The sequence below is a fragment of the Mycobacterium sp. E1747 genome (assembly GCF_001667775.1).
Lineage (GTDB): Bacteria > Actinomycetota > Actinomycetes > Mycobacteriales > Mycobacteriaceae > Mycobacterium.
In genome coordinates, this window is the sequence record NZ_LZJI01000249.1 from 98046 (window position 1) to 121608 (window position 23563).

A 23563-nucleotide genomic window follows, 5' to 3' on the forward strand; every position below is an offset into this window, starting at 1 on the left:
CCGACGCACATGCACGACAGACTGACCAAGATCCAACTCTGGATCTTCGCGGTGATCACCGCCGTCACATTGACCGTGATGGCAGTCTTCTACCTGCGACTGCCGGCCACTTTCGGCCTGGGAACCTACGCCGGGACCGCCGATTTCGCCGCCGGCGGCGGCCTGTACAAGAACGCCAACGTCACCTATCGCGGCGTCGCCGTGGGCAGGGTGGAGTCGGTGGGTCTCAACCCCAACGGCGTCACCGCCGGAATGAGATTGAACAGCGGAACCGCCATACCGTCGAACGTCACCGCGACCGTCAAGAGTGTGTCGGCGGTCGGTGAGCAGTACATCGACCTGGTGCCTCCGGGTACACCCGCGACGACCAAGCTGCGCAACGGCTTCCGCATCGAGCGGCAGAACACCCGGATCGGCCAGGATGTCGCCGACCTGTTGAAGCGGGCGGAGGCTCTGACCAACAGCCTGGGCGACACCCGGCTGCGCGAGCTGCTGCATGAGACGTTCATCGCGACCAATGGGTCGGGCCCCGAGCTGGCCCGGCTGTTCGAGTCCGCCCGGCTGCTGGTGGACGAGGCCAACGCGAACTACCCGCAAGCCTCGCAGCTGATCGACCAGGCCGGCCCCTTCCTGGAAGCACAGATTCGCGCCGGTGCCGACATCAAGTCGCTGTCCGACGGGCTGGCGCGGTTCACTTCCGAGGTGCGGCAGGCCGACCCGGAGCTGCGCCAGACACTGGCGACCGCCCCGGGAGCGACCGACGAGGCCAGCACGGCGTTCTCCGGCATTCGTCCCTCCTTCCCGGCACTGGCGGCCAGCCTGGCCAATCTGGGCCGGGTGGGGGTGATCTACCACAAGTCCATCGAGCATCTTCTGGTCGTTTTACCGGCACTCTTTGCCGCGATCATCACCATGGCGGGTGGTCCTCCCCTCGACGAGGGCGGCAAGCTCGACTTCAAGCTGGACCTCAATGACCCGCCACCGTGCGCCGTCGGCTTCCTGCCGCCGCCGTTGATGCGCACACCGGCCGACGAAACGGTGCGCGAGCTGCCGAAGGACATGTACTGCAAGGTCGCCCAGAACGACCCCAGCACGGTCCGCGGTGCGCGTAACTACCCCTGCCAAGAATTTCCCGGCAAGCGCGCGCCCACGATTCAGCTCTGCCGTGACCCCAAGGGCTATGTTCCCCTCGGCCGCAATCCCTGGCGCGGCCCGCCGGTGCCCTACGACACCCCGATGACCAACGGCCTGAACGTGTTGCCGCCCAACAAGTTCCCCTACATCCCGCCGGGTGCCGAACCCGATCCGGGCACCCCGATCGTCGGGCCGCCCCCGCCCGGGGTGGTGCCGGGGCCTGGGCCGCTGCCGAACAAGCAACCGGCATTCGATCCGCCACCGCCCAACGACAACGGGCCGCCACCGCCGTTCACGTCGTGGCAGCCGCCGGGGGTTCCGCCCGTGCCGCCACAGCTGCCCTATCCCAAGTGGCTGCCGCCGCCGGCGCCGCCGGAAGGGATCAATCCCCCACCGGGGGGACCGGGTCCCGAAAAGCCGTGGGGTCCCCCGCCCGGCCCGCAACCGCAGGCCAGCGGACCGGCGTACACCACCTATGACGAGAAGACCGGCGCATTCAAGGACCCGGCCGGAGGCACTGGTATTTTCGCGGCCGGTGCTAGCGGCGCGTCGAGCGCCGAGAATTGGGTGGACCTGATGCTTGATCCAAGGCCTATGTGATGGACGCTGCCGCAGCAGAAGAGCACACCACCAAACCCCGCGTCCGCCGTCGAGCGTCCCGCGCGGCGGGTCCGGCAAGAATCGAAGACACCAAGGCCACGCCGGTGAGCGTCGACGTCCCGGCCGTACCCAAGTCGTCGACGAAGCCCCCCAAGGTCGGGAAGTCCCTGAAACCTCCGCCGCGGCGCCAACCGAACCGGAGGCTGGTGGGGTGGATCTCATTCGCGGCCGCGCTGTTGGCCGTTGGTGCGCTTGCCGGCTGCGTGGCCCTGCTCGTCGTCCAGCAACGGCACGCCGACACCGCCCAGGCGCGCGACCAGCGTTTCGTCGACACCGCCAGGCAGACGGTGGTCAACATGTTCAGCTACAAGCAGGACAACATCGACGAGAGCGTCAATCGGTTCGTCGACGGTACCAGCGGCCCGCTTCGCGGCATGCTCGGCGCCAACAACAACGTCGAAAACCTCAAGGCCATCTTCCGCACCACCAACGCGACGTCGGAAGCGGTCGTCAACGGCGCAGCGCTCGAAGGCATCGACACGGTCACCGACAACGCATCCGTGCTGGTCTCGGTGCGCGTCACGGTCGCCGACATCGATGGGGTCAATAAGCCCTCCATGCCATATCGTTTGCGCGTGATCGTGCACGAAGACGAAACCGGTCGGATGACCGGTTACGACATCAAATACCCCAACGGCGGTAATTGATGCGATGGTTGCGCTGGCTGGCGATCGTCGCGGGTTACCTGATGGTCGTGGCGTTCGTCGGCTTGTCCGCAGCGGGCGGCTGGCTGTACTGGGACCGAGCTCAAACCCGTGGCGAGCAGGCAGCGCGCGCGGTCCTGCCCGGCTTGGCGGCCAAGGAGATTCCCGAGGTCTTCGCCTACGACTATCAGACGGTGGAGCGCAGCCTCAGCGAGGCTTATCCGTTGTTGACCCCCGACTATCGCCAGGAGTTTCGGAAAAGCGCTAACGCGCAGATCATTCCGGAGGCCAAAAAACGCGAGGTTGTCGTCCAGGCCAACGTGGTGGGCGTGGGAGTCATGTCCGCCAAGCGGGATTCGGCGTCCCTCATGGTCTACATGAACCGGACCGTGACCGACAAATCACGTCAGCCGCTCTACGACGGCAGCCGGCTCCGGGTGGACTTCAAAAAGATCGGCAAGCAATGGCTGATCGCCTACATCACGCCTATCTAAAAGGCCCTAGTAGCACATCGCAATGCCGTTGCAGTACAACGGGTATCGTTCGACCGGACTGGGCGGTGGACCCGTCATCCGCAGTGAAAACGGCTGCTTCTTCATGGCCGGTTCCATCCCACACACGGCGCCGTGCAGCGTGGTGTGGGTGCCGCTCATCGTTTCGTCGCTGAAAGCCCACGTTTCGGTGGAGGGGGCGGTGCCGCCACCGGGGCAGGACACACCGTCGGCCTTATCGATCTTGAAAGTCCACAGCATGCCCGACATCCGCGCCCGGCCATTGAAGTTCTGCAGTTTGTCCGCGGCGCTGATCTGCTCATCCGTGAAACTCACGATGTTCAGGGCGCATTGCATCGCGAAAACGATCGGGTCGGAATAGTCGTTCATGTTCCGTGTTCCGGAAGGCTGATCGCAGATAGCGGTGACAGTCCAGGTCACCCCTGAGACGCCCGCTTCGTTGTAGCTGTAGTTGCCGTCCGGCGGCGGTCCGAGCGCTTTGGCCGGTTCCCCGGAGTCCAGGGCGATTCCGATGGCGACTGCCGAGAAGATGCCGGCGCCGGCGGCCAGTCCGCGACGAAGCTTCACGATGCCCTCCCTTCCCGACCTTCCCCTGCACCGATCCATCGAGTATCACAGCGTTTGCGCGGCGACACCATGGGTTCGCGCCGCTTACTCGGTGTCGGGTGGGTCCGCCAACGCGTCGAGGAACGACCGCGCCCAGCGGTCGACGTCGTGGGCCAGCACCTGGCGCCGCATCGACCGCATCCGGCGCCTGCCTTCCTCGGCGTTCTGGTTGAGCGCCGCTTCGATCGCATCCTTGACACCGTCGAGGTCATGCGGATTGACCAGGTAGGCCTGCCGGAGCTCGGCGGCCGCGCCGGTGAACTCGGACAGCACCAGCGCACCGCCCAGGTCGCTGCGGCATGCGACGTACTCCTTGGCCACCAGATTCATGCCATCGCGCAGCGGAGTGACCAGCATGACGTCGGCGGCCACGAAGAAGGCGATCAACTCGTTGCGGGGGACCGGGCGGTGCAAGTAGTGCACCACCGGGTGGCCGACCTCGGCGTATTCGCCGTTGATGTGGCCCACCTGGCGTTCGATGTCGTTGCGCAGGATCTGGTAGCTCTCCACGCGTTCGCGGCTCGGCGTCGCGAGCTGGACCAGCACGGTGTCGTCGCGTTTCGCGCGGCCCTCCGCCAGCAGCTCGGAAAAGGCCTTGAGCCGCACATCGATGCCCTTGGTGTAGTCGAGACGGTCGACCCCCAGCAGCACCTTGCGGGGGTTGCCCAGTTCGGCCCGGATCTCACGGGCGCGGCGCTTGACGTCGCGGTCGCGGGCGGCCTGGTCGAGCGAGCCGGAGTCGATGGAGATGGGGAAGGCCCCCACCCGGACGACGCGCGAACCGAGCTCGACCTCACCGAACCGCGATCGCACGCCGACCGAGCCGCGGGAGGTGTTGACCCCGATCAACCTCCGCGCCAGAAACAGGAAGTTCTGGGCGCCCCCGGCCAGGTGGAAACCCACCAGGTCGGCGCCGAGCAAGCCCTCGACGATCTCGGTGCGCCACGGCAACTGCATGAACAGCTCCACCGGCGGGAAGGGGATGTGCAGGAAGAAACCGATGGTTAGGTCCGGCCGCAGCTCCCGCAGCATCTTGGGGACCAGCTGCAGCTGGTAGTCCTGGACCCAGACGGTCGCGCCCTGGGCGGCGGCGCGGGAGGTGGCTTCGGCGAAGCGCCGGTTGACCTCCACGTAGCGTTCCCACCATTCCCGGTGGTAGATCGGCTTGACGATGACGTCGTGGTACAGCGGCCACAGCGTGGCGTTCGAGAACCCCTCGTAGTACCGGGCGATGTCGTCGGCGCTCAGCCGCACCGGGCGCAGCTCCAGGTCCTCCTGGACGATGGGCTCGTCATCGAAGTCGGTCTCTTCTTCGGCGACGCCCGCCCAGCCGACCCACGCGCCCCGCCGGCGGCGTAGCAGCGGCTCCAGCGCGGTGACCAGGCCGCCGGGGCTGCGTTTCCACGCCCGGGTGCCGTCGGGAAGCCGCTCCTGGTCTACCGGCAGCCGATTGGCGACCACCACGAAGTCGGAATTCCCGAAGGTTGAGTCGTGCCCGTCCCCGGGAGTCATCTACGCGTCGAGTTTTGCGGGCCCAATGCCGAGCATGGACAGGAAGACGCGGCACTCGTCGGCGTCGTTCGCGTACGCCGCGACGACTCGCCTGGCCTGGCTGGCGGTGCTGTCGGCAACCGGTTCGACGTCGCCGATCTCGCCAGGGTCAGATTTCGTAGGCATGACTTAACTGTAGGTGATAAGACGATGAGCAGGTGGGCGAGGACTTGATGTTCGGATTTCCGGGGCCCACCCTGCCGGGCCCCGCTTACACACTGGCCGTAATCTGTAACGACGTCGAACCTGACAACGAGTGAGGTGGGCCGAATGACACTCTCAGAGCAAGCCGGTTCCCAGACGGGCGACTCCGAGGCTGACGAGTTGGTGAGCTATGAAACCCTCGACGAGGGCCGCATCGCGCGGATCTGGCTCAACCGGCCCGACGCCCACAATGCGCAAAGCCGCGGACTGCTGGTCCAACTCGACGAGGCGTTTCTGCGCGCCGAGGCCGACGACACCGTGCGCGTGGTGATCCTGGCGGCGCGCGGCCGCAACTTTTCCGCGGGCCACGACCTGGGCTCCGAGTTGGCGATCGCCGAGCGCGGCCAGCTGCCGAGCTTTCGCATCAACGGCGGGACGCGGGAACCGATCGCGGAGAACATTTATCTGCAGGAGTGGCACTACTTCTTCCAGAACACCTGCCGCTGGCGCGACCTGCGCAAGATCACCATCGCCCAGGTGCAGGGCAATGCCATCTCCGCGGGCCTGATGCTGATTTGGGCGTGCGATCTGATCGTGGCCGCCGACAACGCCAAGTTCAGCGACGTCGTCGCGGTCCGGTTGGGCATGCCGGGCGTCGAATATTACGCCCACCCTTGGGAATTCGGGTCGCGCAAGGCCAAGGAGCTGTTGTTGACCGGCGATTCGCTGGACGCCGACGAAGCCTACCGACTCGGCATGGTCTCCAAGGTGTTCCCCGTCGACGAGTTGGCCGAGAAGACACTCGAATTCGCCCGGCGCATCGCCGACCGCCCCACGATGGCGGCGCTGCTCGTCAAGGACTCGGTCAACGCCGCCTCCGACGCCATGGGATTCACCGAGGCACTGCGGCACGCGTTCCACATTCACGAGTTGGGGCATGCGCACTGGGCGGCCCACAACGAGAACCGGTACCCGGTCGGCCTGCCGCCCGACGTCGAGGACTGGCGCAAAGCCAAGCCGACGCAGGTCGCCCGCCGCGATACGCCGTAGCGCCTCCGCTCGGGCCGAAACGACCGGTTGCCGCGCGGAGGCGGGCAAATCGTCCGTCGCCCTCGCCTGGGTGACGCTGTGCCCCATGTGGTGAGCACCCGTCGCCACGGCGAGGTTTCCGCGTGGTTCGATATCTAGAACCTGTTCCATTTCGAGAGGGCGTCGCGTGCAGCTTTCATTCGAAAACCGGACGTATCTGGTCACCGGCGGTGGCAGCGGGATCGGCAAGGGCGTGGCCGCCGGCCTGGTCGCGTCGGGTGCCTCGGTCATGATCGTCGGCCGCAACCCCGACCGGCTGGCGGCGGCTGTCAGCGAAATCGAAGCACTTCCAGGCAGCGGTTCGATCCGCTACGAACCGGCCGACGTCACCAACGAGGAGGAGGCGGCCCGCGCGGTGGACGCCGCGACGGCCTGGCACGGTCAACTGCACGGGGCGGTGCATTGCGCGGGCGGCTCGGAGACGATCGGGCCGATCACCCAGATCGACTCGGAAGCCTGGCGGCGCACCGTCGACCTCAACGTCAACGGCACCATGTACGTGCTCAAACACGTCGCGCGCGAGTTGGTCCGCGGCGGGGGCGGTTCGTTCGTCGGCATCTCGTCGATCGCGGCCAGCAACACCCACCGCTGGTTCGGCGCCTACGGGGTCAGCAAGTCTGCGGTAGACCACATGATGCAGTTGGCCGCCGACGAGCTCGGCCCGTCCTGGGTGCGGGTCAACAGCATCCGGCCAGGCCTTATCCGTACCGATCTGGTGGCGCCGGTGTTCGCCCTGCCGGAGGTGAGCGAGGACTACCGCGTGTGCACGCCGCTGCCCCGCCCCGGCGAGGTGGAGGACGTCGCCAACCTGGCGATGTTCCTGCTCAGCGACGCCGCGTGTTACATCACCGGGCAAGTCATCAACGTGGACGGTGGGCTGATGCTGCGTCGCGGCCCGGACTATTCGGCGATGCTGGAACCCGCATTCGGGGCCGACGGGCTACGCGGGGTCGTCTGACGCCAGGCCGGCGTCCCGGTCGGCGAGCGTGGCGAGCGCCGACCAGTCCAGGTGCCCGCCGCCGGTCGCCACCAGCGTGAGGAAGCGGTCGCGCAGCAGGCTGGCCACCGGCAGCGGCACTTCCAGCTGTTCGGCGGCGGCCAGGGCCAGGCGAACGTCCTTGAGGCCCAGCTGGGCGGCGAAACCGGCCGGTTGGAATTGCCGCCGCGCGATCAGCCCGCCGTAGGTCTGATAGGCAGGCGCGGAGAACAACGTCGACGTGAGGATGTCCACGTACTGCTGCCTGTCCACCCCGGCCTTGGCGACCAGCGCGACGGCTTCGCTGAGGCTCTCGATCACCGAAGCGATCAGGAAGTTGCCGCTCAGCTTCACCAAGTTGGCGGTGTGCGGCTGCTCGGACACCACGAAGGTGCGCTGCCCGATCGCCTCGAACAACGGGGTCAGTGGCTGCAGCACCTGCGGCTCGCCCGCCGCGACCACGAAAAGCTTTGCGGCCGTGGCCGCCTCGGGCCGGCCGAACACCGGCGCCGCGGCATACCGCTGGCCGGCATCGGCGTGCGCGGCCGCCAGGCTCTCCGAGAGGGCGACGCTGATGGTGCTCGACGAGACGTGCGTGGCACCCGGTGCCAGCGACGCGACGATCCCGCCCTCGCCGAAGGCCACGCCCTCGACGGCCCGGTCGTCGGCCAGCATCGTGAACACGACCTCGGCGGTGTCGCACGCCTCGGCGACGGTGCGCGCGGCCGTGGCGCCCCGCTGCGCGAGTGCCTCGGCCTTTTCGGGCGAGCGGTTGTAGACGGCGACGCGATGGCCCGCCTGCACGAGGTTCGTGGCCATGCCTTGGCCCATCTTCCCCAGGCCGATGAATCCGATGTCCATGCCTCCACTGTGCCCTTCTGGGGAGCGACACGGCCCGCTCCTTACGATGATGGGCGCGCCTAGCGACGGGAGCGGCAGATGAAGCGACTCGAGGGCAAACGGATCCTGGTGACCGGCGCCGCGTCGGGCATCGGGCAGGCGACCGCGTTGCGTTTGCTCGATGAGGGCGCCACCGTGGTGGCCTCCGACGTCGCCGAGGACGGCCTGAACGCCACCAGATTCCGGGCTGACGAGACCGGCACCGCCGACCGCCTCACCACCCTGCCGATGGACGTGGGCAACGAGGAATCGGTGATCGACGGCGTGCGCCTGGCCGTCGAGACGCTCGGCGGCCTGGATTCGTTGGTCAACGCCGCCGGCATCCTGCGCGCGGCGCACACCCATGAGACCACCCTGGATCTTTGGAACCAGATCATCGGTGTCAACCTGACCGGCACGTTTCTCGTTGTCCGCGAAGCGCTTCCGACGCTACTGGCGAACTCGCGCAGCGCGATTGTCAACTTCAGTTCAACCTCGGCCTCGTTCGCTCACCCCTACATGGCGGCATACGCCGCGAGCAAGGGCGGAATCCAGGCCTTCACCCATTCGTTGGCGCTCGAATACGCGCGCGACGGCCTGCGTGCGGTGTGCGTGGCACCGGGCAGCATCAAGTCCGGAATCACCGACGCGACCGGCGGGTATATCCCGAAAGATGCGGATTGGGCGCTGTTTTCGAGGCTGATGCCGATCCTGCCGACCACGGTGGAGTCCAGCGGCACCGGGATGGCCGATCCGAGCGTGGTCGCCGGGGTGATCGCCATGCTGGTGTCCGAGGACGGCGCGTTCATCACCGGAACCGAAATCCGCATCGACGGTGGAACCCACGCCTGAGCGATCGCCGGGCGAAGTGGCGGCGACCCGCCGCGCCCGGCGTCGCCGCGCTTGCGATCGCCGCTAGCTAGTTAACGCAGGGCACGCCGCCGCCGGCGATCGGCTTCCCCTGATCGGGCGTCGGGTAGGTCGTGGTGGTGCCGTTGTAGTAGTACGGCTTGGCCTTGCTGGACGTTGTGGTGCTTGACGTTTCATCCGTCGTGCCGTCGTCCACCGTCGACACGGAGAAGTTGGTGTCGACGGTCACCCTGATGTGTCCGGGTGAGATGTTGGGATCGGGATGGCTGGGCGCATCGAGGCCGAGTAGCTTGGCCACGCTACGCGCATCGGTCTCGGCGCCCGCGCCGTAGGCGACGGTGCTCGCGGTCGGTTCGCCCGAGTTGCGGTCGCGAGTCTGACCGGTGGTGTAGCCGTGGTTCTTCAGCGCGTGCGACACCTCGGTCGCGAGCCCGCTCATGCTGCCGGCATTGATCACATCGACCACGGTCGAGGGGCTCGGCTTGGGGGTCGTGGTGGCGGGCGCCGTGCTGGGGGGCGAGGCGCCGATCGCCGTCGCCACCTCGGCCTTGATCGCGGCCGGGTCGATGATGTTGACGTCCTGGCCGTCGATGTTGTCGTAGCGCACCACCGGCAGCGTCCGGAACTCGACCTGGCCGCTGGAGGCGAGCGAGCCCAGCCGCTGGATCATCTCCTCGTCCCAACCGGCCGAGAGCACCACATCCTTACGCGCCACCGCCATCAGGCTCTTGAGCTTGTCCAGGTTGGTGAAGGTGCCCGCGGCCTGCAGCTCCTGCATCACCGACGAGATGAACGCCTGCTGGCGGTGGGTGCGGTCCAGGTCCCCGTTTTCCAGTCCGTGGCGTTGCCGGACGAAGGACAAGGCCTGGGAGGCATCCAACGTTTGCCGCCCGGCTGGGAAGTCGGCGCCGGAGTAGGAGTCGTAGACCGGATGGTTGAGGCAGACCTCCACCCCGTCGAGCGTCTGGGCCAGGTCGTAGAACCCGGCCAGGTTGACCTCGGCGAAGTAGTCGATGGGAACGCCGGTCAGGTTGCGCACCGCGCGCAGCGTCGCAGCCCGGCCGGCCTCACGTCCCTTCGTCTCGAGTTCCTTTTGGCTGCTGTTGCCCTGATTTGCGAGCTTGTTCGCCACGTACTGCTTGGTGAGGCCGTACGCCTCCTTGATCTTGATGTGGTTGTAACCGGGGACCCCGTTGAAGGACACCCAGTCGTCGCGGGGGATGGAGAATGCGACGACTTTGTTGTCGGCGCTGACGTGCACGAGGATCAGCGTGTTGGTGTTGTAGCCGCCGTCGTCGGAATCGCCGGCGTGCAGGTGTTTCAAGATCGACCAGGGCAGGTCGTTGCCGTCCTGATCCTTGCGCGAGTCCAGCCCGATCAACAGGATGTTCATGTCGTCGCCGCTGGACCGTGGGTCGTCCGGCTGCAGGGCGTTCGACACGGTGATGCCGCCCAGCGCGCCGTGGGCGACGTAGTAACCCGCGCCGGTCAGCCCGACCGCGGCCACCGAGATCAGCGCGCCCAGGGTGCGCGTCAGCCCTTTGCGGAAACGGGAGGGTTGACGGACGGCTCGGTGGCGGCGATGGGCACCGCCCGAGCGGGCCATCACAAACCTCTGCCCACACCCAGCGCATCGCCAGAGACCGCACCGGCGGTTTGCGGCGATGTCGCTTCAAGCATGGTGTCAAGTATGCGTTAGCTTGCTGTGAAGCCCCCAATTGAGAACGAGCCCAGGCCCGGCCCCGCCCTGCGGACCGCGCCCGAATTTTTCGGCCGAATCTTCGCCTGACCAGCATTTTCTGCCTAGAGCGTCGCGCGGTGGTCTCGATTAGGTCACACCGCCGGCGAGACCGACTCGAAGTCGTTACCGACCCGGTAAGCCGGCTAGCGGGCTTTGACGATGTCGTCGCCGGATTCGTAGAAGATGGTGATGTTCGTGCCGGCAATGACCTCGGCGACGTACACGCCTAGCGGCTCGACCTCGTAGTAGTAGTGGCTGTTGCCTTGGGGGTCCACCGCTGTCGCGCACGAGAGGCCCGGCGCCCCGCATCGTTGTTTGATGGGTGCGGCCAGAATGGCGAGCCCCACCAGCACAGCTATCCCGACCCTCACCGCGGCCTTGTTGAAGCCTTGCTTCGTCGTGGGTGCCGGATGCATCACCGTTGGAGTGTAAGCGGCATGCCTGCCCGGTTCGGCCATGCGCAGTAGGTTTCTCAGCTATGGCCACTGCAAACCCGGACGGCGCGCCGTCGCCGCACACCCGGGTCGAGGTACTGGGCAACATTGGACCCAACTGGTTCGCCTCGGTGATGGGCACGGGCATCGTGGCCATCGCCGGTGCCACCCTGCCGGTCCACGTGGTCGGGTTGCGCGCGTTCGCCCAAGTGGTCTGGGTGATCGCGGCCGTCCTGCTGGTGGCACTGATCGTCCTGGTGGGTGGTCACTGGCTGCGTCACCCCACCGTGGCGCGCACCCACGCGCGCAACCCGCAGATGGCGCACTTCTACGGCGCGGCGCCGATGGCCCTGATGACGGTCGGCGGGGGAGCGGTGCTGGTCGGAAGGGACCTGATCGGTGAGCGCGTCGCCGTCGACCTGGATTGGGTGCTGTGGACCGGGGGCACGCTGGGCGGGTTGTTCACCGCGGTGAGCATTCCGTACTTGATGTTCACCCAGCACAACGTCGAGCCCGACGCGGCGTTCGGTGGCTGGCTGATGCCGGTGGTTCCGCCCATGGTGACCGCGGCCATGGGTGCGTTGCTGCTGCCACACATGACGGCCGGCACCGGGCGCGTGACCATGCTCTTCGGCTGCTACGCGATGTTCGGACTGTCGTTACTGGCTTCTCTGAACATCATCGCGATGATCTGGGCGCGCCTCACGTTGTATGGCACCTCGGGCTCTGCGCGCGTGCCCACGCTGTGGATTGTGCTGGGCCCGCTCGGGCAATCCATCACGGCCGCAGGCATTTTGGGGGCCAACGCCGGACTGGCCGTGGATCGCGAGCTGGCCGAGGACCTGAACGCCTTCGCGATCCTCTATGGGGTTCCGGTGTGGGGCTTCGCGGTGTTGTGGATCGCGCTCGCCACCGCGCTGACCGTGCGCACACTGCGGCGCGGGATGCCCTTCGCCCTGACGTGGTGGAGCCTGACTTTCCCAGTCGGAACGTTCGTCACGGGCACATCGCAGCTCGCCGGCCACACCCATCTGCCCGCGTTCCGGGTGGCCGCGGCCATCGGGTACGCCGGGTTGCTGTTCACCTGGCTGCTGGTGGCGGTGCGTACGACACGCGGGAGTGTGCGCGGCAACCTGCTCAAACTGCCGCCGAGCACGGCGCCGGTCAAGGCCAGCAAAGAACCGGTGAACTGATCGAAGGGTCGTACGCGTTTTGACCCCCCGGGTCGGCGGGTAGGCCTCCATGAGCCGGTCGGAGGGCGCGATGGTGGGCACCACCGAGCCGCCGGAACGTTCGGCGTCGTCGGAGCCGCCCGAGCGTCCCGGGGCGGAGACACGAGCTTGATGAGCAGTGGAGGTCAAGGATGCGCGCTGAGGAAGGCGACGAAACCGTCAAGGACTACGCCGTGGAAGGGAAACAGGCGCTCGGCAGGATCAAAGCTTCCCAACGGTCAGGGCACCGGCTCGCCGACGTGGCAAAGCGGTTCGCCCGGCTGTGGCGGGGCGATCGCGGGCCGGAAGACGGAGCCGGTACGCCGGGCTAGTTAGGCCGGTGCCGGGTATCGGTGAGCCCATGGGCTCGCTTCTTCGAGCTGGGCTGCCAACTGGAGAAGGCCGCCGTCCGCGCCGAGCCGACCCACCAACTGCACACCGAGCGGGAGCCCGGCGGCCGTCCAATGCAGCGGAACGCTGATCGCGGGGCGCCCGGTGATATTCGCGAGTTGTGTGTAGGGCACCCAGCCGAGACTCTCCTGAATCAGTTGATCGAGAATTCCGCTGTGCGCCATGATTTTTCCCGCGCGCAGCTTGCTGGCTACCCGGGCCATCCGCTGTAGCAGGCGCGGCGTCGCCGTGGCCCCGATGCTCAGCGGCGGCGTGGCCAAGGTGGGGGTCAGCAAATAGTTGAAGCTCTCATGGAACGTGGTCAGGGAACGGATGTGGTCGTTCCGATTCTCCAGCGCCAAGATCGGCGCCAAAACGCCGGTGGCCCTGGCGAGTTCGCTGACGGCCAAGGTGTCGGCCTCGAAATCGCGATTACCGGCGCCGGTGCGTCGCTTGGCGTCCGCGACGTGGTGATGAAGCTGCGCGAACCAGATGGTGAGGAAGTCACGGGCCAGGGCGGCGTCGTCGTACGGGGGCGCCACCTCCTCGACCCGATGCCCCAGATCGCTCAGGAGGCTCGCCGCCCGTTCCACCGCCGCAACGGATTCCCGATCGGGCTCCGGGTTGATCGCTGAGGACCAGCAATACCCGATCCGCAGCGCGTCCGGTCGACGCTTGATGTGGTCGGCGAAAGTGCTTCGCGGAAGGGCGACTTCGTACGCTGCACGCGCATCACGGCCGACGATCGCGTCGCACAGCGCGGCACTGTCACGTACGGTGCGCGAAACGACGCCCTGGGTCACCATCCCGAACATCGGCTCGCCCATCTGCGGGCCGTATGGCGACAGCCCGCGGCTCAGTTTGAGGCCGACCAGCCCATTGCAGGCGGCGGGAATGCGGATCGATCCACCACCGTCGTTGGCCCCCGCGGCCGGAACGATCCCCGCCGCCACCGCCGCCCCGGACCCGCCCGAAGAGCCGCCCGGGGTGTGCGCGGTGTTCCACGGGTTGCGCGCGGGGCCCCAGTAATCGGATTCCGTCACGCCCTTGGCGCCGAACTCGGGGGTATTGGTCATCGCGAAGATCACCAGTCCCGCGTCCAGGAACCGCTCGGTGACCAACGCGTGCTGGTCGGCCACGTCGTTGGCCAGCGACCGGGAACCGCTCGAGGTCGGAAAACCGCGGTACTCCTGAGCGAGATCTTTGATCACGAAGGGCACGCCGGCGAACGGCCCGCTGAGGTCCGGATCGGCGGCCCGCCTGTCCGCGACGTTCTCCAGCCGGCGGACGATCGCGTTCAACCGCGGATTGACCGCGTCCGCTCGTTGCCTCGCCAACGCCAGAAGTTCGGGCGCCGTGACCTGCTTGGCCGCTACCAGTTCGGCCAACGCGGTCGCGTCCAGGGACATGTACTCGTCAAGCTTCATCGACTTCTCCTCTGGCGGCCCGCTGAATCGTATGGGAGCGGCTTAGTATCACCTGGTGCCGATGGCAGTCGAACCGTTTTCGATCCGGGGGCCCGGCGGCGTCCGCATCGCCGCGGACCGGCTGGGCGATCCGCGCGCGCGGGCCGTCGTGTTCCTGCACGGCGGCGGACAAACCCGCCGCTCGTGGGGCAAGGCCGCTGCCGCCGTCGCTCAGCGTGGCTGGCAAGCCGTCACCGTCGACCTGCGCGGCCACGGCGAATCCGATTGGTCCGACGAGGGCGACTACCGCGTCGTCAGCTTCGCCGGAGACGTTCAGGAGGTGCTGAGCACGCTGCCGCCCCAGCCGGTGTTGGTCGGCGCTTCTTTGGGCGGGTTCACCTCGATGCTGCTGGCGGGCGAGCTCGCGCCGGGGATCGCCAGCGCGGTCGTCTTGGTCGACATCGTGCCGAACATGGACCAGTCCGGGGCCGATCGGATACATGCCTTCATGTCCGAGCGGGTGGAATCGGGCTTCGCCTCGCTCGATGAGGTCGCCGACGCGATCGCCCAGTACAACCCTCACCGGCCGAGGCCGACCGACCTGGACGGGCTGACCACGAACCTGCGCCGCCGCGGCGATCGCTGGTATTGGCATTGGGATCCCCAGTTCATCAGCGGGACCGCCGCCTTTCCGCCGTTCGAGGTCACCGACCCCGATCGGATGCATGCGGCGGTCGAAGCGATCTTGCGCGGCGGCGTCCCGATGCTTCTGATTCGGGGGCAGATGAGTGACCTCGTCAGCCAGGAACGCGCCGACGAGTTTTTGGAGCGCTTCCCGCAGGTCGAGTTCACCGATGTCCGCGGTGCGGGGCACATGGTCGCCGGCGACCGCAACGACGTTTTCGCCGACGCCGTGTTGGGGTTCCTTGGGCGGCACGTCGGCGGCTGACCGTCGTCGAATGAGCGAAAATGGTTGCCCAGCAATGTTTCACTGATTTCTTGTCGTATACGTCAATGCCATGCCACCCCGACGCCGGGCCGGCCGAGCCGGCCACGGAGCCGAATCCCGCTGGCGCTGTTAACATGCTGCCCGACACTTCAAGAGAGGCGGCGTGGCCATGCGGTGGTTGCGAGGGTTGGGCTTGGTCGGTGCTGTGGTCGTCGCCGCGACGACGTTGGTGAACCCGGCCCGAGCGGACGACGGCGTAACCCCGGGCATCAAGGTTGAAGATGAAAACAGCTCGTGCACAGCCGGTTTCGCGGCGCAGGGCAACGATGGCAGTTACTACCTGATGACCAGCGGCCACTGCGACGCCCACGATGGTTCATTGTGGACATACGGGAGTGAGGTTCCGCTCGGGAAGATCACCGCGAGCGAGAAAGAGGGAGACACGCGGGACGCCGCGATCATCCTCCTCGACCCGAGCGTGGGTGCGCCGTCGGGGGATGTCGGCGGCCGCTACGTGGTTCGGGATGTTTTGAGCCAGCAGCAGATTCGTGCGGGTATGCCGTTCTGCAAAATAGGCGCGGTTACCGGTGAAACCTGTGGTTCCGTCAAACGCGTAGAGGGTGGTGTGGTAACCGCCAGCGTGTTCAGCCTCAATGGCGACAGCGGCAGCCCGGGCTTCGTTAAGAACCCTGACGGCAGCGTAAGTGCGGTAGGCCTGCTGATGTCTTCACCGGATGGTGACGACTACACGACCGATTTCGCGCTGATCGATCCACTGCTGGACAGGTGGGGATTACGCATTCTGCCTTGAGAGAAAACGGACCGTCACGCACTTAACACAGCGTTTACGGCTGCCGGGTACCGGGTAACCCGCGTCCCGCGGCGTCGGTGAGGGCTCGCTACGTTGACGAAGCCAATGAGTTCTGCAGTGCGACACCAGCGACACGAAGGAGAGCGGTAGTGAAGCGTGGGATTGTCGTCGGCGTGGCGGGCGTGGCCGTGGTGGCCGCGGCATGCGTCGGCTGTTCGAGCAACAAGTCAAGCACCGGATCGTCGGGCTCGTCGACGCCCTCAGCGTCCGGTCCGCAGGTCATCGTCGACGGTCAGCCGCAAAACGTCAGCGGCCAGGTGACGTGCAGCCCGTCGGGGGACAACACCACCATCGGCATCGGCGACCCGACGGCCGGCGTCGGGGCAGTGGTCAGCAACGCCAACCCTCCCATCGTGCACTCGGTCGGGCTCGGCAGCGTCAACGGCATCACGCTCGGCTTCTCCGACGCGGCTCCCAACCAAGGGGGCAACGCCGGGGCCGCGGTGAACGGGAAGATCTACGCGATCAAGGGCACCGCGACCGGGCTCGACATGAGTAACCCGCAGCAGCCGCAACAGGTCACCAAGTCATTCGAGTTGAACGTGACATGCCCGTAGTGCAGGCGATCGATACCCAAGAGGGGACGCAGCTATGTCTATGAAACGTGTCGTCACTGCGGCGGCGGTCGCGGCGGGGTTGAGCCTCTCCACGGTCACTTTGAACGCGGGTTCGGCCTTCGCGGCCCCGCTCGACCCGCCGCCGCCCTGCCCTGGCTGCCATGGCGGTGGTGGCGGGGGAAACCCCGGCGGCGGCGGTGGTGGAACCCCCGGTGGGCAGCAGGGCGGTCCGGGCGGGCAGCAGGGCGGTCCCGGTGGAGCGCCGGGTGGGCATGGGCAGAATCCGCCCCCGGGTGGGCAGAACAACCCGCCCCAGGGTGGGCAGAACAACCCCCCGCAGGGCGGCCAGAACAATCCGCCGCAGGGTGGGCAGAACAATCCCCCGCAGGGAAGCCAGAACAATCCGCCGCAGGGTGGGCAGAACAACCCGCCGCAGCAAGGCGGGCCGAACAACCCGCCGCAGGGCGAGCAGAACTCCCCGGGACCCAACGAGCGCGGGCAGAACCCGCAACAAAGCGGTCCGGGCAACCAGCCGGGCGACCGAGGCCAGAACAGCCCCGGCGGACAGCCCAACGCGCCGGCGAACGAGCACAACCCGCCGCCGCAAGGCAAACAGGCCCTCAACCCGCCGAGCACCCAGCCGCCGCACCAGCCATACGTTCCACGCGGGACGTACGTCAGTGGCAACGCCCAGATCGGCGGACCCGGCGATGCGCGGACGGGGTTCAGCATCGTGGACCACGGCGCACCGCCCCCGCCGCCCCCTCGGGGTCACGGCTGGAACGACGGTCCTGCGCCCGGCCACCCACCGCCGCATTGGGTGGGTGCGCCCCCACCCGGAGGCTGGGACGGTCCGCCGCCTCCCGGCGGCTGGAACCGACCCTGGTCCGGACCGCCGCGTGAGGTCGCCGCCGCGCAGGTCGATTTCGGGCCATTCCAGTACGACAGCTACACCGCCATCCCTGTCTTCAACTGGCAGTTCGGTGGTTGGGGCTTCTGGTACATGGGAGTTTGGGTTCCGCTCTACTGACGGTCCGACGGGCGCACCCCGCTCAGGGGGTGCGCCCGTCGGCGGGCGGCGATCCGGAGGCCATGGCAGGCTCCGGTAATGGATGTGCGAGAGAACGTCCGCCGCGCCATCGATGTGATGACGGCGTGGACGTCGGACAGCGGCAACGAATTCGCCTGGAACCGCCTTGTCGAGAACGTCATCGACGAGCCCGATGGCGAAATCATGCTGCTGATGGGCTTCGTCAACCTCGCTGGCGAGCTGGGGATCAAGTTGGAGAAGGCCACCGGTCAAGACGTACGGTCGCACCTGCAGGACATCGCCCTGAAGTACCTGTAGATCGTCGCGGGTTACTGCGGGTGGGTCGCCAGGTAGTCCTCGACCGGGATCGGGGACGGCGCCTCGTATCCGATCGGTAGCAACACGTCCCCGGCGGTGGTGACGTAATAAACGTCCCACCGATAGTAGGTGGGGAAGGCCGCGGGATCATTCGCGATCAGCGCGGCGTATTGGTCGACCGCCCGAACGTATTCGTGGGCGTGGTTGTAGCCGTAGATCGCGTGGGCGGGGTCATTGGCGAAGCCGTTGGCTGCCAGAAAGCGGCCCGCCGCCATGATGCTGTCACGCGGGGAGTGGACATCACCGCCCTGGCCGTACGTGGCGAAGGTCGACGGCAAGAACTGCATGGGTCCCTGCGCGCCCGCGGTGCTGATGCCGTTGATGCTGCCGAAACGGGTCTCGACCAGGTTGATCGCGGCCAGGTAGTTCCAGCCGACCCCCGTCTCCGTTTCCGCCGCGTGGTAATCGTTCATCAGTTCGTCGGCGGGAACCGGAGGCTCGATCCGCCAGGCCGGCAGCGTGCCCTTCGCGGGCGTCATCGCCTGAAGCTGTCGGCGGGCATCGACGTTGCGGTCGTAGACGTCGACCAGCTCCGCGGGGATGCGGGGACGCGTGACGGAGTCCCATTCGGGGTGCCGGCCGATGGCGCGATAGGCGGCCTGCTCGCGGTGCGCGGCCGCCACCATAGCCGGCTCCGGCGTCGACGGATCCCGCAGCGCGCGCTCGTCGGCGACGAGGTCGTCGGCCAGCTGAGCCGGGTCCGACGCCAGTTGGGGCTGCGCGCCAAGGGGCGGATTCGGCGCTGCCGCAACGGTTCTCGACGCAACAGGTGCCGCGGCCGCCGTGGTTGCTGAAGTGGCGACCGGCTTCGCTGTCGACACCGAGCAGCCGACGAGTGCGAACACGACCGCAGCCAACGCCGGCGGCGCGACTGCACGATTGGAGTTCACAGTGGTCACTTCCGTCGATTGCCCTGACCAGTCTTCCGTATGTGACAGCGTGACATCAATACGGTGGCCGGCGCGTTATCAGCCGGCCTGCCCGGGCCGGGCAACCCCTTTTCAAGTTGCGACCAGCGGCGGGCCAATTCACACTTGAGGATCAGCTTCCCAGCAGAGTGGAAATTGCATGCCTGACGCACCGGCTGAATCATTCGCGAAACGAACCGGCCGGGCTTCGGGCCGGGCGGTCGTGAGGTTCGGCCGGCGCCTCATGCGTCCGGCGATGATTGCGGCGACGATCATGGCAATGGTCGCTGTACCCGAGACGCCCCCTCAGCTGCCGCCGGGGTGCGCGATCGGTTGGACGATGGTCGGGGGTACGTTGATCTTCGTCCCCGACTGCTCGCATCGGCCGCCGGCTTCACCACCGCCACCGGACGTACCGCCGCCGGGTCCCGTCCCGCCACCGGACGGACCGCCACCGGACGGACCGCCACCGCCCGGTCCCGTCCCGCCACCGGCTGAGTAGAGCGGCGCCGAAGTCGTTGTGCCAGAACGAGACTGACGGGCGGAAGCTTCCAGGCCGCGGAATCAGGGTTGCGCCGTAGAGGGAGAATCCTTCTTGGGTCCGTCAGAGAAGATCGGATACTGCACCGGTTCGGAATCACCGGCGGCCTGCGACACGACCTCGGGCTCGTAGCGATGCGAAAAGAGATCGGATGATGTCATAACCGGGGTCCTCTTGGTTTGGCTTCGGCCCGACATGAGTCTGTGGAGCGAAGGGGGATCGATTCGTAGATGCGCTCATATGCACAAGAAAATGGCTGCGGGGCAGTGCGAACATAACTGCTGCCACCAATCTACACGCCCCGGAAACCGCGCCTCTCGATATCTTCCCGGCATAGCCCTTCACGCGGGTGACGGCGACGTAGGGCTATCGGCGTCTCCGCACCTGTCGGGAGCAAGCTGGGACCCCTCAACGCGTTGTGGGCTGGCGGGAAATCACCCACCAGCCCACTTCGGGTAGGACTCGCGCTAAACGGCGGTTACTCCGACCGCCTGCGGACCCTTGGTCCCCTGCTCGATGTTGAACTCAACCCTCTGGTTTTCCTCGAGGGATCGGTAACCGCTCCCCTGGATCTCCGAGTAGTGGACGAACACATCCGCTGCGCCGCCGTCCGGAGCGATGAAGCCGAAGCCCTTTTCGCTGTTAAACCATTTCACAGTTCCCTGTGTCATACCTTCAACTTCTCTCATTTTCGAACGGATGCCGACGGGCATCCCGGGGCAGCGTAGCATGCCCGGCACCGGCCGCGCGTAATCTGATGCAGGATAAGGTTTTTCATATCGTGTGACAGCGCTGGCGGGCGAAGCCGCCGGGAGGACGCGGCGAGCTCATGGCGGTGGACTTTCGAGGGCGTTGGCGGCGGCCTGGCTGGTGCTCGGGGCGACGCCCGTTTCCGGGACTTGTGCCATTGTCGTGACGCTCTCAGACTGGTGATATGCGCGACCGCGAGACGATCGATTCAGAATTGCGGCGCATCGCCCTGGGACGCCAATCGGTCCGCGAGGGCGGCGGTCGGCCGTCGTCCCGAGAGATCGACGAACTGCTTGATGAGCTATTGGCGCACAGTGCGGGGACGCCTATCCCCGATGCGGGAAATGTGCGTGACGGCGAGATCCTCGCCGACGACCGGGGTGTTCGCCCGTCCGGCACGAAGCCTCGCTGGCGCGGGGGTGTGCGGCGCCGGTTGGGTCTGCTCGCGGCGTTGCCGCTCTCGCTGGCAGCCGTCGCCGCCGCGGTGGTGGTGATGTTCGCGGTCCACCAACGGGGTTCGTCGGCGCAGGCGACCGAAGCCCCGCCGCCGGCGGCGGCGCCGCCCAGTCACATCGCGCCGACGGCGCCCGCCCCGCGGATCGAGGTTGCCGACATGGCGTTCATCGCCGCGCTGAAGCATGAAGGCGTACCGTTTCCCAGTCAGGAATACGTGATGACCCAGGGCCACGCGGTCTGTGACTTCCTGGCGCACCAACCCAATTTCGCCGATGCGGTGGCGTTCGTGCAGCGATCGTCTATCTGGGATGCCGACCAAAGCGCGCAAGTGACTGCCGGTGCCATCGTCGCGTACTGCCCGAAGTCTCAACCCGCAACGCCGGATGAGATGCAGCCGGCGTATCAGAGCGTCCTGTCTGATCTGCAGGCGATCGAAGGAAAGTTGCAAGGCGTTCAAGGGGATCTGCAGGGGATCCAAGGGGATCTGGGAGGCATCCCGGGCCACCCCTAACCCGCTCGGGCCCGCAGCGGGCAGGCTTGCATGTGAATCCGGGCGGTTCGGGCGGGGGCGTGGTCCCCACTTGAGTTGGCGGCGAAAGGGACTGTGGCGCCCGATCAACGCCAAACCCGGCGACGCCCCGGGGGATCGCAGGAAGGCCGTTTCAGCGGCGGCGCAACCACACGATCACGCCGACGGCGGCCGCTAGGGCCACCACAACCACCGGCACAACGGCGGGAGAAGGGACCGAGCCCCTCGCCCGGGCGCCGAAGTGGTGTGAGTTCTCGCCAGTGCGGGCCGAGGGAACGGCCGTTTCTTGGCTCTTCGGCGGTTCGGGGAGGGGGGCGTCGAGCGGCGGGATGGTCGACGGCGGGCGGGTTTGCGCTGTCGGCGCCACCGAATGTTCAGAAGGGATCTGCTGCGCCGGCGCCGCCGCTGCCGCAGCCTCTGGATCGTGGTCCGCTCGGGTGGCCTGCCCCCGACCGCGGTCACGTCGGCGCCGCGGTGCCCAGACCTCGTCTCCCAGCTCGTCGGGAATCAGCCACATCAGCAGGGCGAAGTTGACCGCCGCCAGCACTCCGTGCAAGACGATGTCGGCTGCATGGAAGCCCAACGGCGTCGGCCGTGCGCTTGCGGTGGCCACACTGCTGAAAAACAGCAACAGCGTGTAAGCCACCGCGCTCAGCGCGGTGACAGTGATCGCGGCGCGGCGACGGCCGGCGGCCGCGACGGCCGCCACCCCGAACGCCAGCAGTATGGCGCTTTGCGCCGGCGTTGATGCCAGGCCCAGAACCGGGGCGCCGGTCGGGCCGGCGTGCAGATGCAGGGCAGTCGACACCAGCCCGGCGATCCCGAACGCGGATACCAGCGCGCCCTCGGCGAGCAGCAACCAACGCCCGCTTTGAAACCGCCCGGGGTCCATCGGTACCCTGCGCAAGCCCGACGTCGCCCCCGGGACTGGTCCCGCCGTAACCGGCATCGTGCGACCTCCAGCCTGAAGAGCAACCCTTACGACATTGGCTACCCGTTGCGGCCGGTGCTACTCCATCGGTCTTGGCCGCGAGCTGGTCAAACCCTTCGATGCCCGACGAGACGCGCGGAGCCCCCTGTCAGGATTGAACTGACGACCGCTCGCTTACAAGGCGAGTGCTCTACCACTGAGCTAAGGAGGCGGGATCAAACCGGTCCAAGCCTAATCGGTCACTCGCCGCTGTCGATCACGCGCGTGGAGCGCACCGACCGAGACGCGGGACGCCGCCGGCCGGGTAGCGGGATGCGGTCGGCAATGTTGCTCAACGGGTTGACGACCATGGTCAGCGCGACGACGGCGTCCTGCAGCGTGGCGATCGCGGGCTCCAGTGCTTCCATCCCAGGCGTCAGCCGCGCCAGGGTGTCGGCGACGTCCGCGAGCTGGTCGAGCGGTCCATTCTTCGCTGTCAGTTTGTCGACCAGGCCGCCCTCGCTGAGCAGCCGATCGGCCAGGCCATCCTCGGCCAGCAGCCGCTCGATCAACCCGTCCTCGGCGACGAGCTGATCGGCCAGTCCTCCGGGCTGAAGCGTGCGATGCAACCCGCCGCCCTCCGCGGTCAGGCGGTCGAGCAGACCACCCTCCGACGTCAGCATGTCGACCACCCCGCCAGGGCGGAGCAACCGGTCGATCGGCCCGTCGGGCGCCACCGCCCGCCCAAGGGGCGCGTCGTCGTCCAGCAGCCGGGCGAGCCGATTGGCGCGAACGATCGCGTCGTCGATTCCCAGCATCGATGTCATGGCCGTCGATCCGGCGGTCCCGCCGTCGCCCAAAGCCCGTTTCGCCACACCGACCGCTGCGCTCGCGACGGTCAGGCTGGCGTCAGCGGCGGCAAGTCCGACGCGTGCCGGGGCGGTCGCGGTCGCGACGATCCGTGCGGCGAGATTCATCCCACGAGTCTATTCGCGACGCGACGGCCCCATCCGGCGCAGGTTCAAGCCGATGCGATGATTCCTGGCAGACTGTTACCAGAGTGTTGGCACTGAGCTTCCAGCGATCGCACAGCATTCGCATAGGTAACGTTCAACTAAGGGGTGAAAAACCTGATGACCGCGGCATCCCCAAGCGAAACGAAACCGGAGGCGCGCATCCTCGTGGTCGACGACGAGGCCAACATCGTCGAGTTGCTCTCGGTGAGCCTCAAGTTCCAGGGGTTCGAGGTCTACACAGCCAGCAACGGCGCGCAGGCGCTGGACCGGGCGCGCGAAGCCCGTCCCGACGCCGTGATCCTCGACGTGATGATGCCCGGCATGGACGGGTTCGGAGTCTTGCGGCGCCTGCGCGCCGACGGCATCGACGCCCCGGCGTTGTTCCTCACGGCCCGGGACTCGTTGCAGGACAAGATCGCCG

General features: G+C 67.2%; 27 protein-coding genes and 1 tRNA gene. 15 read left to right on the plus strand and 13 right to left on the minus strand.

Going from position 1 to position 23563, the window contains the following annotated elements; translation table 11 throughout:
• Positions 1 to 9: 9 nt before the first annotated feature.
• Genes A5695_RS26685 through A5695_RS26695 form a run of 3 tightly spaced genes read left to right on the plus strand, consistent with a single transcriptional unit; the run spans position 10 to position 2932 of the window.
• On the plus strand, positions 10 to 1734 hold the full coding sequence (locus A5695_RS26685; protein WP_068089758.1) for a virulence factor Mce family protein: 1725 nt from the start codon (positions 10 to 12) through the stop codon (positions 1732 to 1734).
• Complete coding sequence (locus A5695_RS26690; protein WP_068089760.1) at positions 1734 to 2441, plus strand: mammalian cell entry protein; 708 nt, start codon at positions 1734 to 1736, stop codon at positions 2439 to 2441. The genes A5695_RS26685 and A5695_RS26690 overlap by 1 nt, the downstream gene beginning before the upstream one ends.
• 8 nt (positions 2442 to 2449) lie before the next feature.
• Positions 2450 to 2932 (plus strand): mammalian cell entry protein, encoded by a 483-nt coding sequence (locus tag A5695_RS26695; protein ID WP_156749869.1) that lies wholly within the window; start codon positions 2450 to 2452, stop codon positions 2930 to 2932.
• Positions 2933 to 2938: 6 nt separating this feature from the next.
• Here A5695_RS26695 and A5695_RS26700 read toward each other — a convergent pair whose 3' ends face one another.
• From A5695_RS26700 to A5695_RS28845, 3 genes are all read right to left on the minus strand, one after another.
• Positions 2939 to 3517, minus strand: a complete 579-nt coding sequence (locus A5695_RS26700) for a hypothetical protein (protein WP_068089763.1) — start codon at positions 3515 to 3517, stop codon at positions 2939 to 2941.
• 84 nt (positions 3518 to 3601) lie between these two features.
• Positions 3602 to 5068, minus strand: coding sequence for a trehalose-6-phosphate synthase (locus tag A5695_RS26705; RefSeq protein WP_068089767.1), 1467 nt, complete (start codon positions 5066 to 5068; stop codon positions 3602 to 3604).
• Entirely contained in the window at positions 5069 to 5233 is a 165-nt protein-coding gene (locus tag A5695_RS28845; RefSeq protein WP_008263763.1) for a hypothetical protein, read from the minus strand. It abuts the gene before it with no gap.
• Positions 5234 to 5377: 144 nt separating this feature from the next.
• On the opposite strand from A5695_RS28845, the gene A5695_RS26710 reads away from it, so the two are divergent.
• The gene (locus A5695_RS26710; RefSeq protein WP_068089769.1) at positions 5378 to 6301 is read left to right on the plus strand and encodes an enoyl-CoA hydratase; all 924 of its coding nucleotides are present in this window, start codon (positions 5378 to 5380) and stop codon (positions 6299 to 6301) included.
• A gap of 166 nt (positions 6302 to 6467) precedes the next feature.
• Positions 6468 to 7298: an SDR family oxidoreductase gene (locus A5695_RS26715; RefSeq protein ID WP_068089770.1), complete on the plus strand. Its 831-nt coding sequence runs from the start codon at positions 6468 to 6470 to the stop codon at positions 7296 to 7298.
• On the opposite strand, the gene A5695_RS26720 is transcribed toward A5695_RS26715, so the two are convergent.
• Positions 7281 to 8177, minus strand: a complete 897-nt coding sequence (locus A5695_RS26720) for an NAD(P)-dependent oxidoreductase (protein ID WP_068089772.1) — start codon at positions 8175 to 8177, stop codon at positions 7281 to 7283. The genes A5695_RS26715 and A5695_RS26720 overlap by 18 nt on opposite strands.
• A gap of 78 nt (positions 8178 to 8255) precedes the next feature.
• On the opposite strand from A5695_RS26720, the gene A5695_RS26725 reads away from it, so the two are divergent.
• Positions 8256 to 9047 (plus strand): SDR family NAD(P)-dependent oxidoreductase, encoded by a 792-nt coding sequence (locus A5695_RS26725; protein WP_068089774.1) that lies wholly within the window; start codon positions 8256 to 8258, stop codon positions 9045 to 9047.
• 67 nt (positions 9048 to 9114) lie between these two features.
• On the opposite strand, the gene A5695_RS26730 is transcribed toward A5695_RS26725, so the two are convergent.
• Positions 9115 to 10671, minus strand: a complete 1557-nt coding sequence (locus tag A5695_RS26730) for an LCP family protein (protein WP_068089776.1) — start codon at positions 10669 to 10671, stop codon at positions 9115 to 9117.
• A 278-nt stretch (positions 10672 to 10949) separates the two neighbouring features.
• Entirely contained in the window at positions 10950 to 11222 is a 273-nt protein-coding gene (locus tag A5695_RS26735) for a hypothetical protein (RefSeq protein WP_068089817.1), read from the minus strand.
• Between the two features lie 62 nt (positions 11223 to 11284).
• Here A5695_RS26735 and A5695_RS26740 point away from each other — a divergent pair, with 62 nt between their 5' ends.
• Positions 11285 to 12433, plus strand: a complete 1149-nt coding sequence (locus A5695_RS26740) for a TDT family transporter (RefSeq protein ID WP_068089778.1) — start codon at positions 11285 to 11287, stop codon at positions 12431 to 12433.
• Positions 12434 to 12603: 170 nt separating this feature from the next.
• Positions 12604 to 12783 (plus strand): hypothetical protein, encoded by a 180-nt coding sequence (locus A5695_RS26745; protein WP_068089780.1) that lies wholly within the window; start codon positions 12604 to 12606, stop codon positions 12781 to 12783.
• On the opposite strand, the gene A5695_RS26750 is transcribed toward A5695_RS26745, so the two are convergent.
• Positions 12784 to 14268: an amidase gene (locus A5695_RS26750; protein WP_068089782.1), complete on the minus strand. Its 1485-nt coding sequence runs from the start codon at positions 14266 to 14268 to the stop codon at positions 12784 to 12786. It abuts the gene before it with no gap.
• Between the two features lie 61 nt (positions 14269 to 14329).
• Between A5695_RS26750 and A5695_RS26755 the strand changes: the two genes are divergently transcribed.
• The 5 genes from A5695_RS26755 to A5695_RS26775 all read left to right on the plus strand — a co-directional run bounded on the left by A5695_RS26755 (position 14330) and on the right by A5695_RS26775 (position 17972).
• Positions 14330 to 15196 carry an alpha/beta fold hydrolase gene (locus A5695_RS26755; RefSeq protein ID WP_197515632.1) on the plus strand — a complete coding sequence of 289 codons (867 nt, stop codon included), beginning with the start codon at positions 14330 to 14332 and terminating at the stop codon, positions 15194 to 15196.
• A 163-nt stretch (positions 15197 to 15359) separates the two neighbouring features.
• Positions 15360 to 16007: a trypsin gene (locus tag A5695_RS26760; RefSeq protein WP_068089784.1), complete on the plus strand. Its 648-nt coding sequence runs from the start codon at positions 15360 to 15362 to the stop codon at positions 16005 to 16007.
• A gap of 149 nt (positions 16008 to 16156) precedes the next feature.
• The gene (locus A5695_RS26765; RefSeq protein WP_068089786.1) at positions 16157 to 16624 is read left to right on the plus strand and encodes a lipoprotein LpqH; all 468 of its coding nucleotides are present in this window, start codon (positions 16157 to 16159) and stop codon (positions 16622 to 16624) included.
• Between the two features lie 40 nt (positions 16625 to 16664).
• Positions 16665 to 17654, plus strand: a complete 990-nt coding sequence (locus tag A5695_RS26770; RefSeq protein ID WP_068089787.1) for an MAP_0585 family protein — start codon at positions 16665 to 16667, stop codon at positions 17652 to 17654.
• Between the two features lie 78 nt (positions 17655 to 17732).
• Complete coding sequence (locus A5695_RS26775) at positions 17733 to 17972, plus strand: hypothetical protein (protein ID WP_067282847.1); 240 nt, start codon at positions 17733 to 17735, stop codon at positions 17970 to 17972.
• A gap of 11 nt (positions 17973 to 17983) precedes the next feature.
• Here the strand turns inward: A5695_RS26775 and A5695_RS26780 are convergent, their stop codons facing one another.
• The 3 genes from A5695_RS26780 to A5695_RS26785 form a co-directional block, all read right to left on the minus strand.
• Positions 17984 to 18922, minus strand: coding sequence for a lytic transglycosylase domain-containing protein (locus A5695_RS26780; protein ID WP_156749870.1), 939 nt, complete (start codon positions 18920 to 18922; stop codon positions 17984 to 17986).
• Between the two features lie 582 nt (positions 18923 to 19504).
• A complete protein-coding gene (locus A5695_RS29285) occupies positions 19505 to 19642 on the minus strand; it encodes a hypothetical protein (RefSeq protein WP_197515629.1) in 138 nt (45 codons plus the stop codon).
• Between the two features lie 306 nt (positions 19643 to 19948).
• Positions 19949 to 20152, minus strand: a complete 204-nt coding sequence (locus A5695_RS26785) for a cold-shock protein (protein WP_068089791.1) — start codon at positions 20150 to 20152, stop codon at positions 19949 to 19951.
• 263 nt (positions 20153 to 20415) lie between these two features.
• Between A5695_RS26785 and A5695_RS26790 the strand changes: the two genes are divergently transcribed.
• Positions 20416 to 21198 (plus strand): DUF732 domain-containing protein, encoded by a 783-nt coding sequence (locus A5695_RS26790; RefSeq protein WP_068089793.1) that lies wholly within the window; start codon positions 20416 to 20418, stop codon positions 21196 to 21198.
• Positions 21199 to 21349: 151 nt separating this feature from the next.
• Here A5695_RS26790 and A5695_RS26795 read toward each other — a convergent pair whose 3' ends face one another.
• The 3 genes from A5695_RS26795 to A5695_RS26805 form a co-directional block, all read right to left on the minus strand.
• Positions 21350 to 22108, minus strand: a complete 759-nt coding sequence (locus A5695_RS26795) for a DUF4383 domain-containing protein (RefSeq protein WP_068089795.1) — start codon at positions 22106 to 22108, stop codon at positions 21350 to 21352.
• Positions 22109 to 22286: 178 nt separating this feature from the next.
• Positions 22287 to 22358 (minus strand) — tRNA-Thr (locus A5695_RS26800).
• A 28-nt stretch (positions 22359 to 22386) separates the two neighbouring features.
• On the minus strand, positions 22387 to 23103 hold the full coding sequence (locus A5695_RS26805; RefSeq protein ID WP_068089797.1) for a hypothetical protein: 717 nt from the start codon (positions 23101 to 23103) through the stop codon (positions 22387 to 22389).
• 156 nt (positions 23104 to 23259) lie between these two features.
• Between A5695_RS26805 and A5695_RS26810 the strand changes: the two genes are divergently transcribed.
• The coding region (locus A5695_RS26810; protein WP_156749871.1) for a response regulator at positions 23260 to 23563 on the plus strand (304 nt) is incomplete at its 3' end.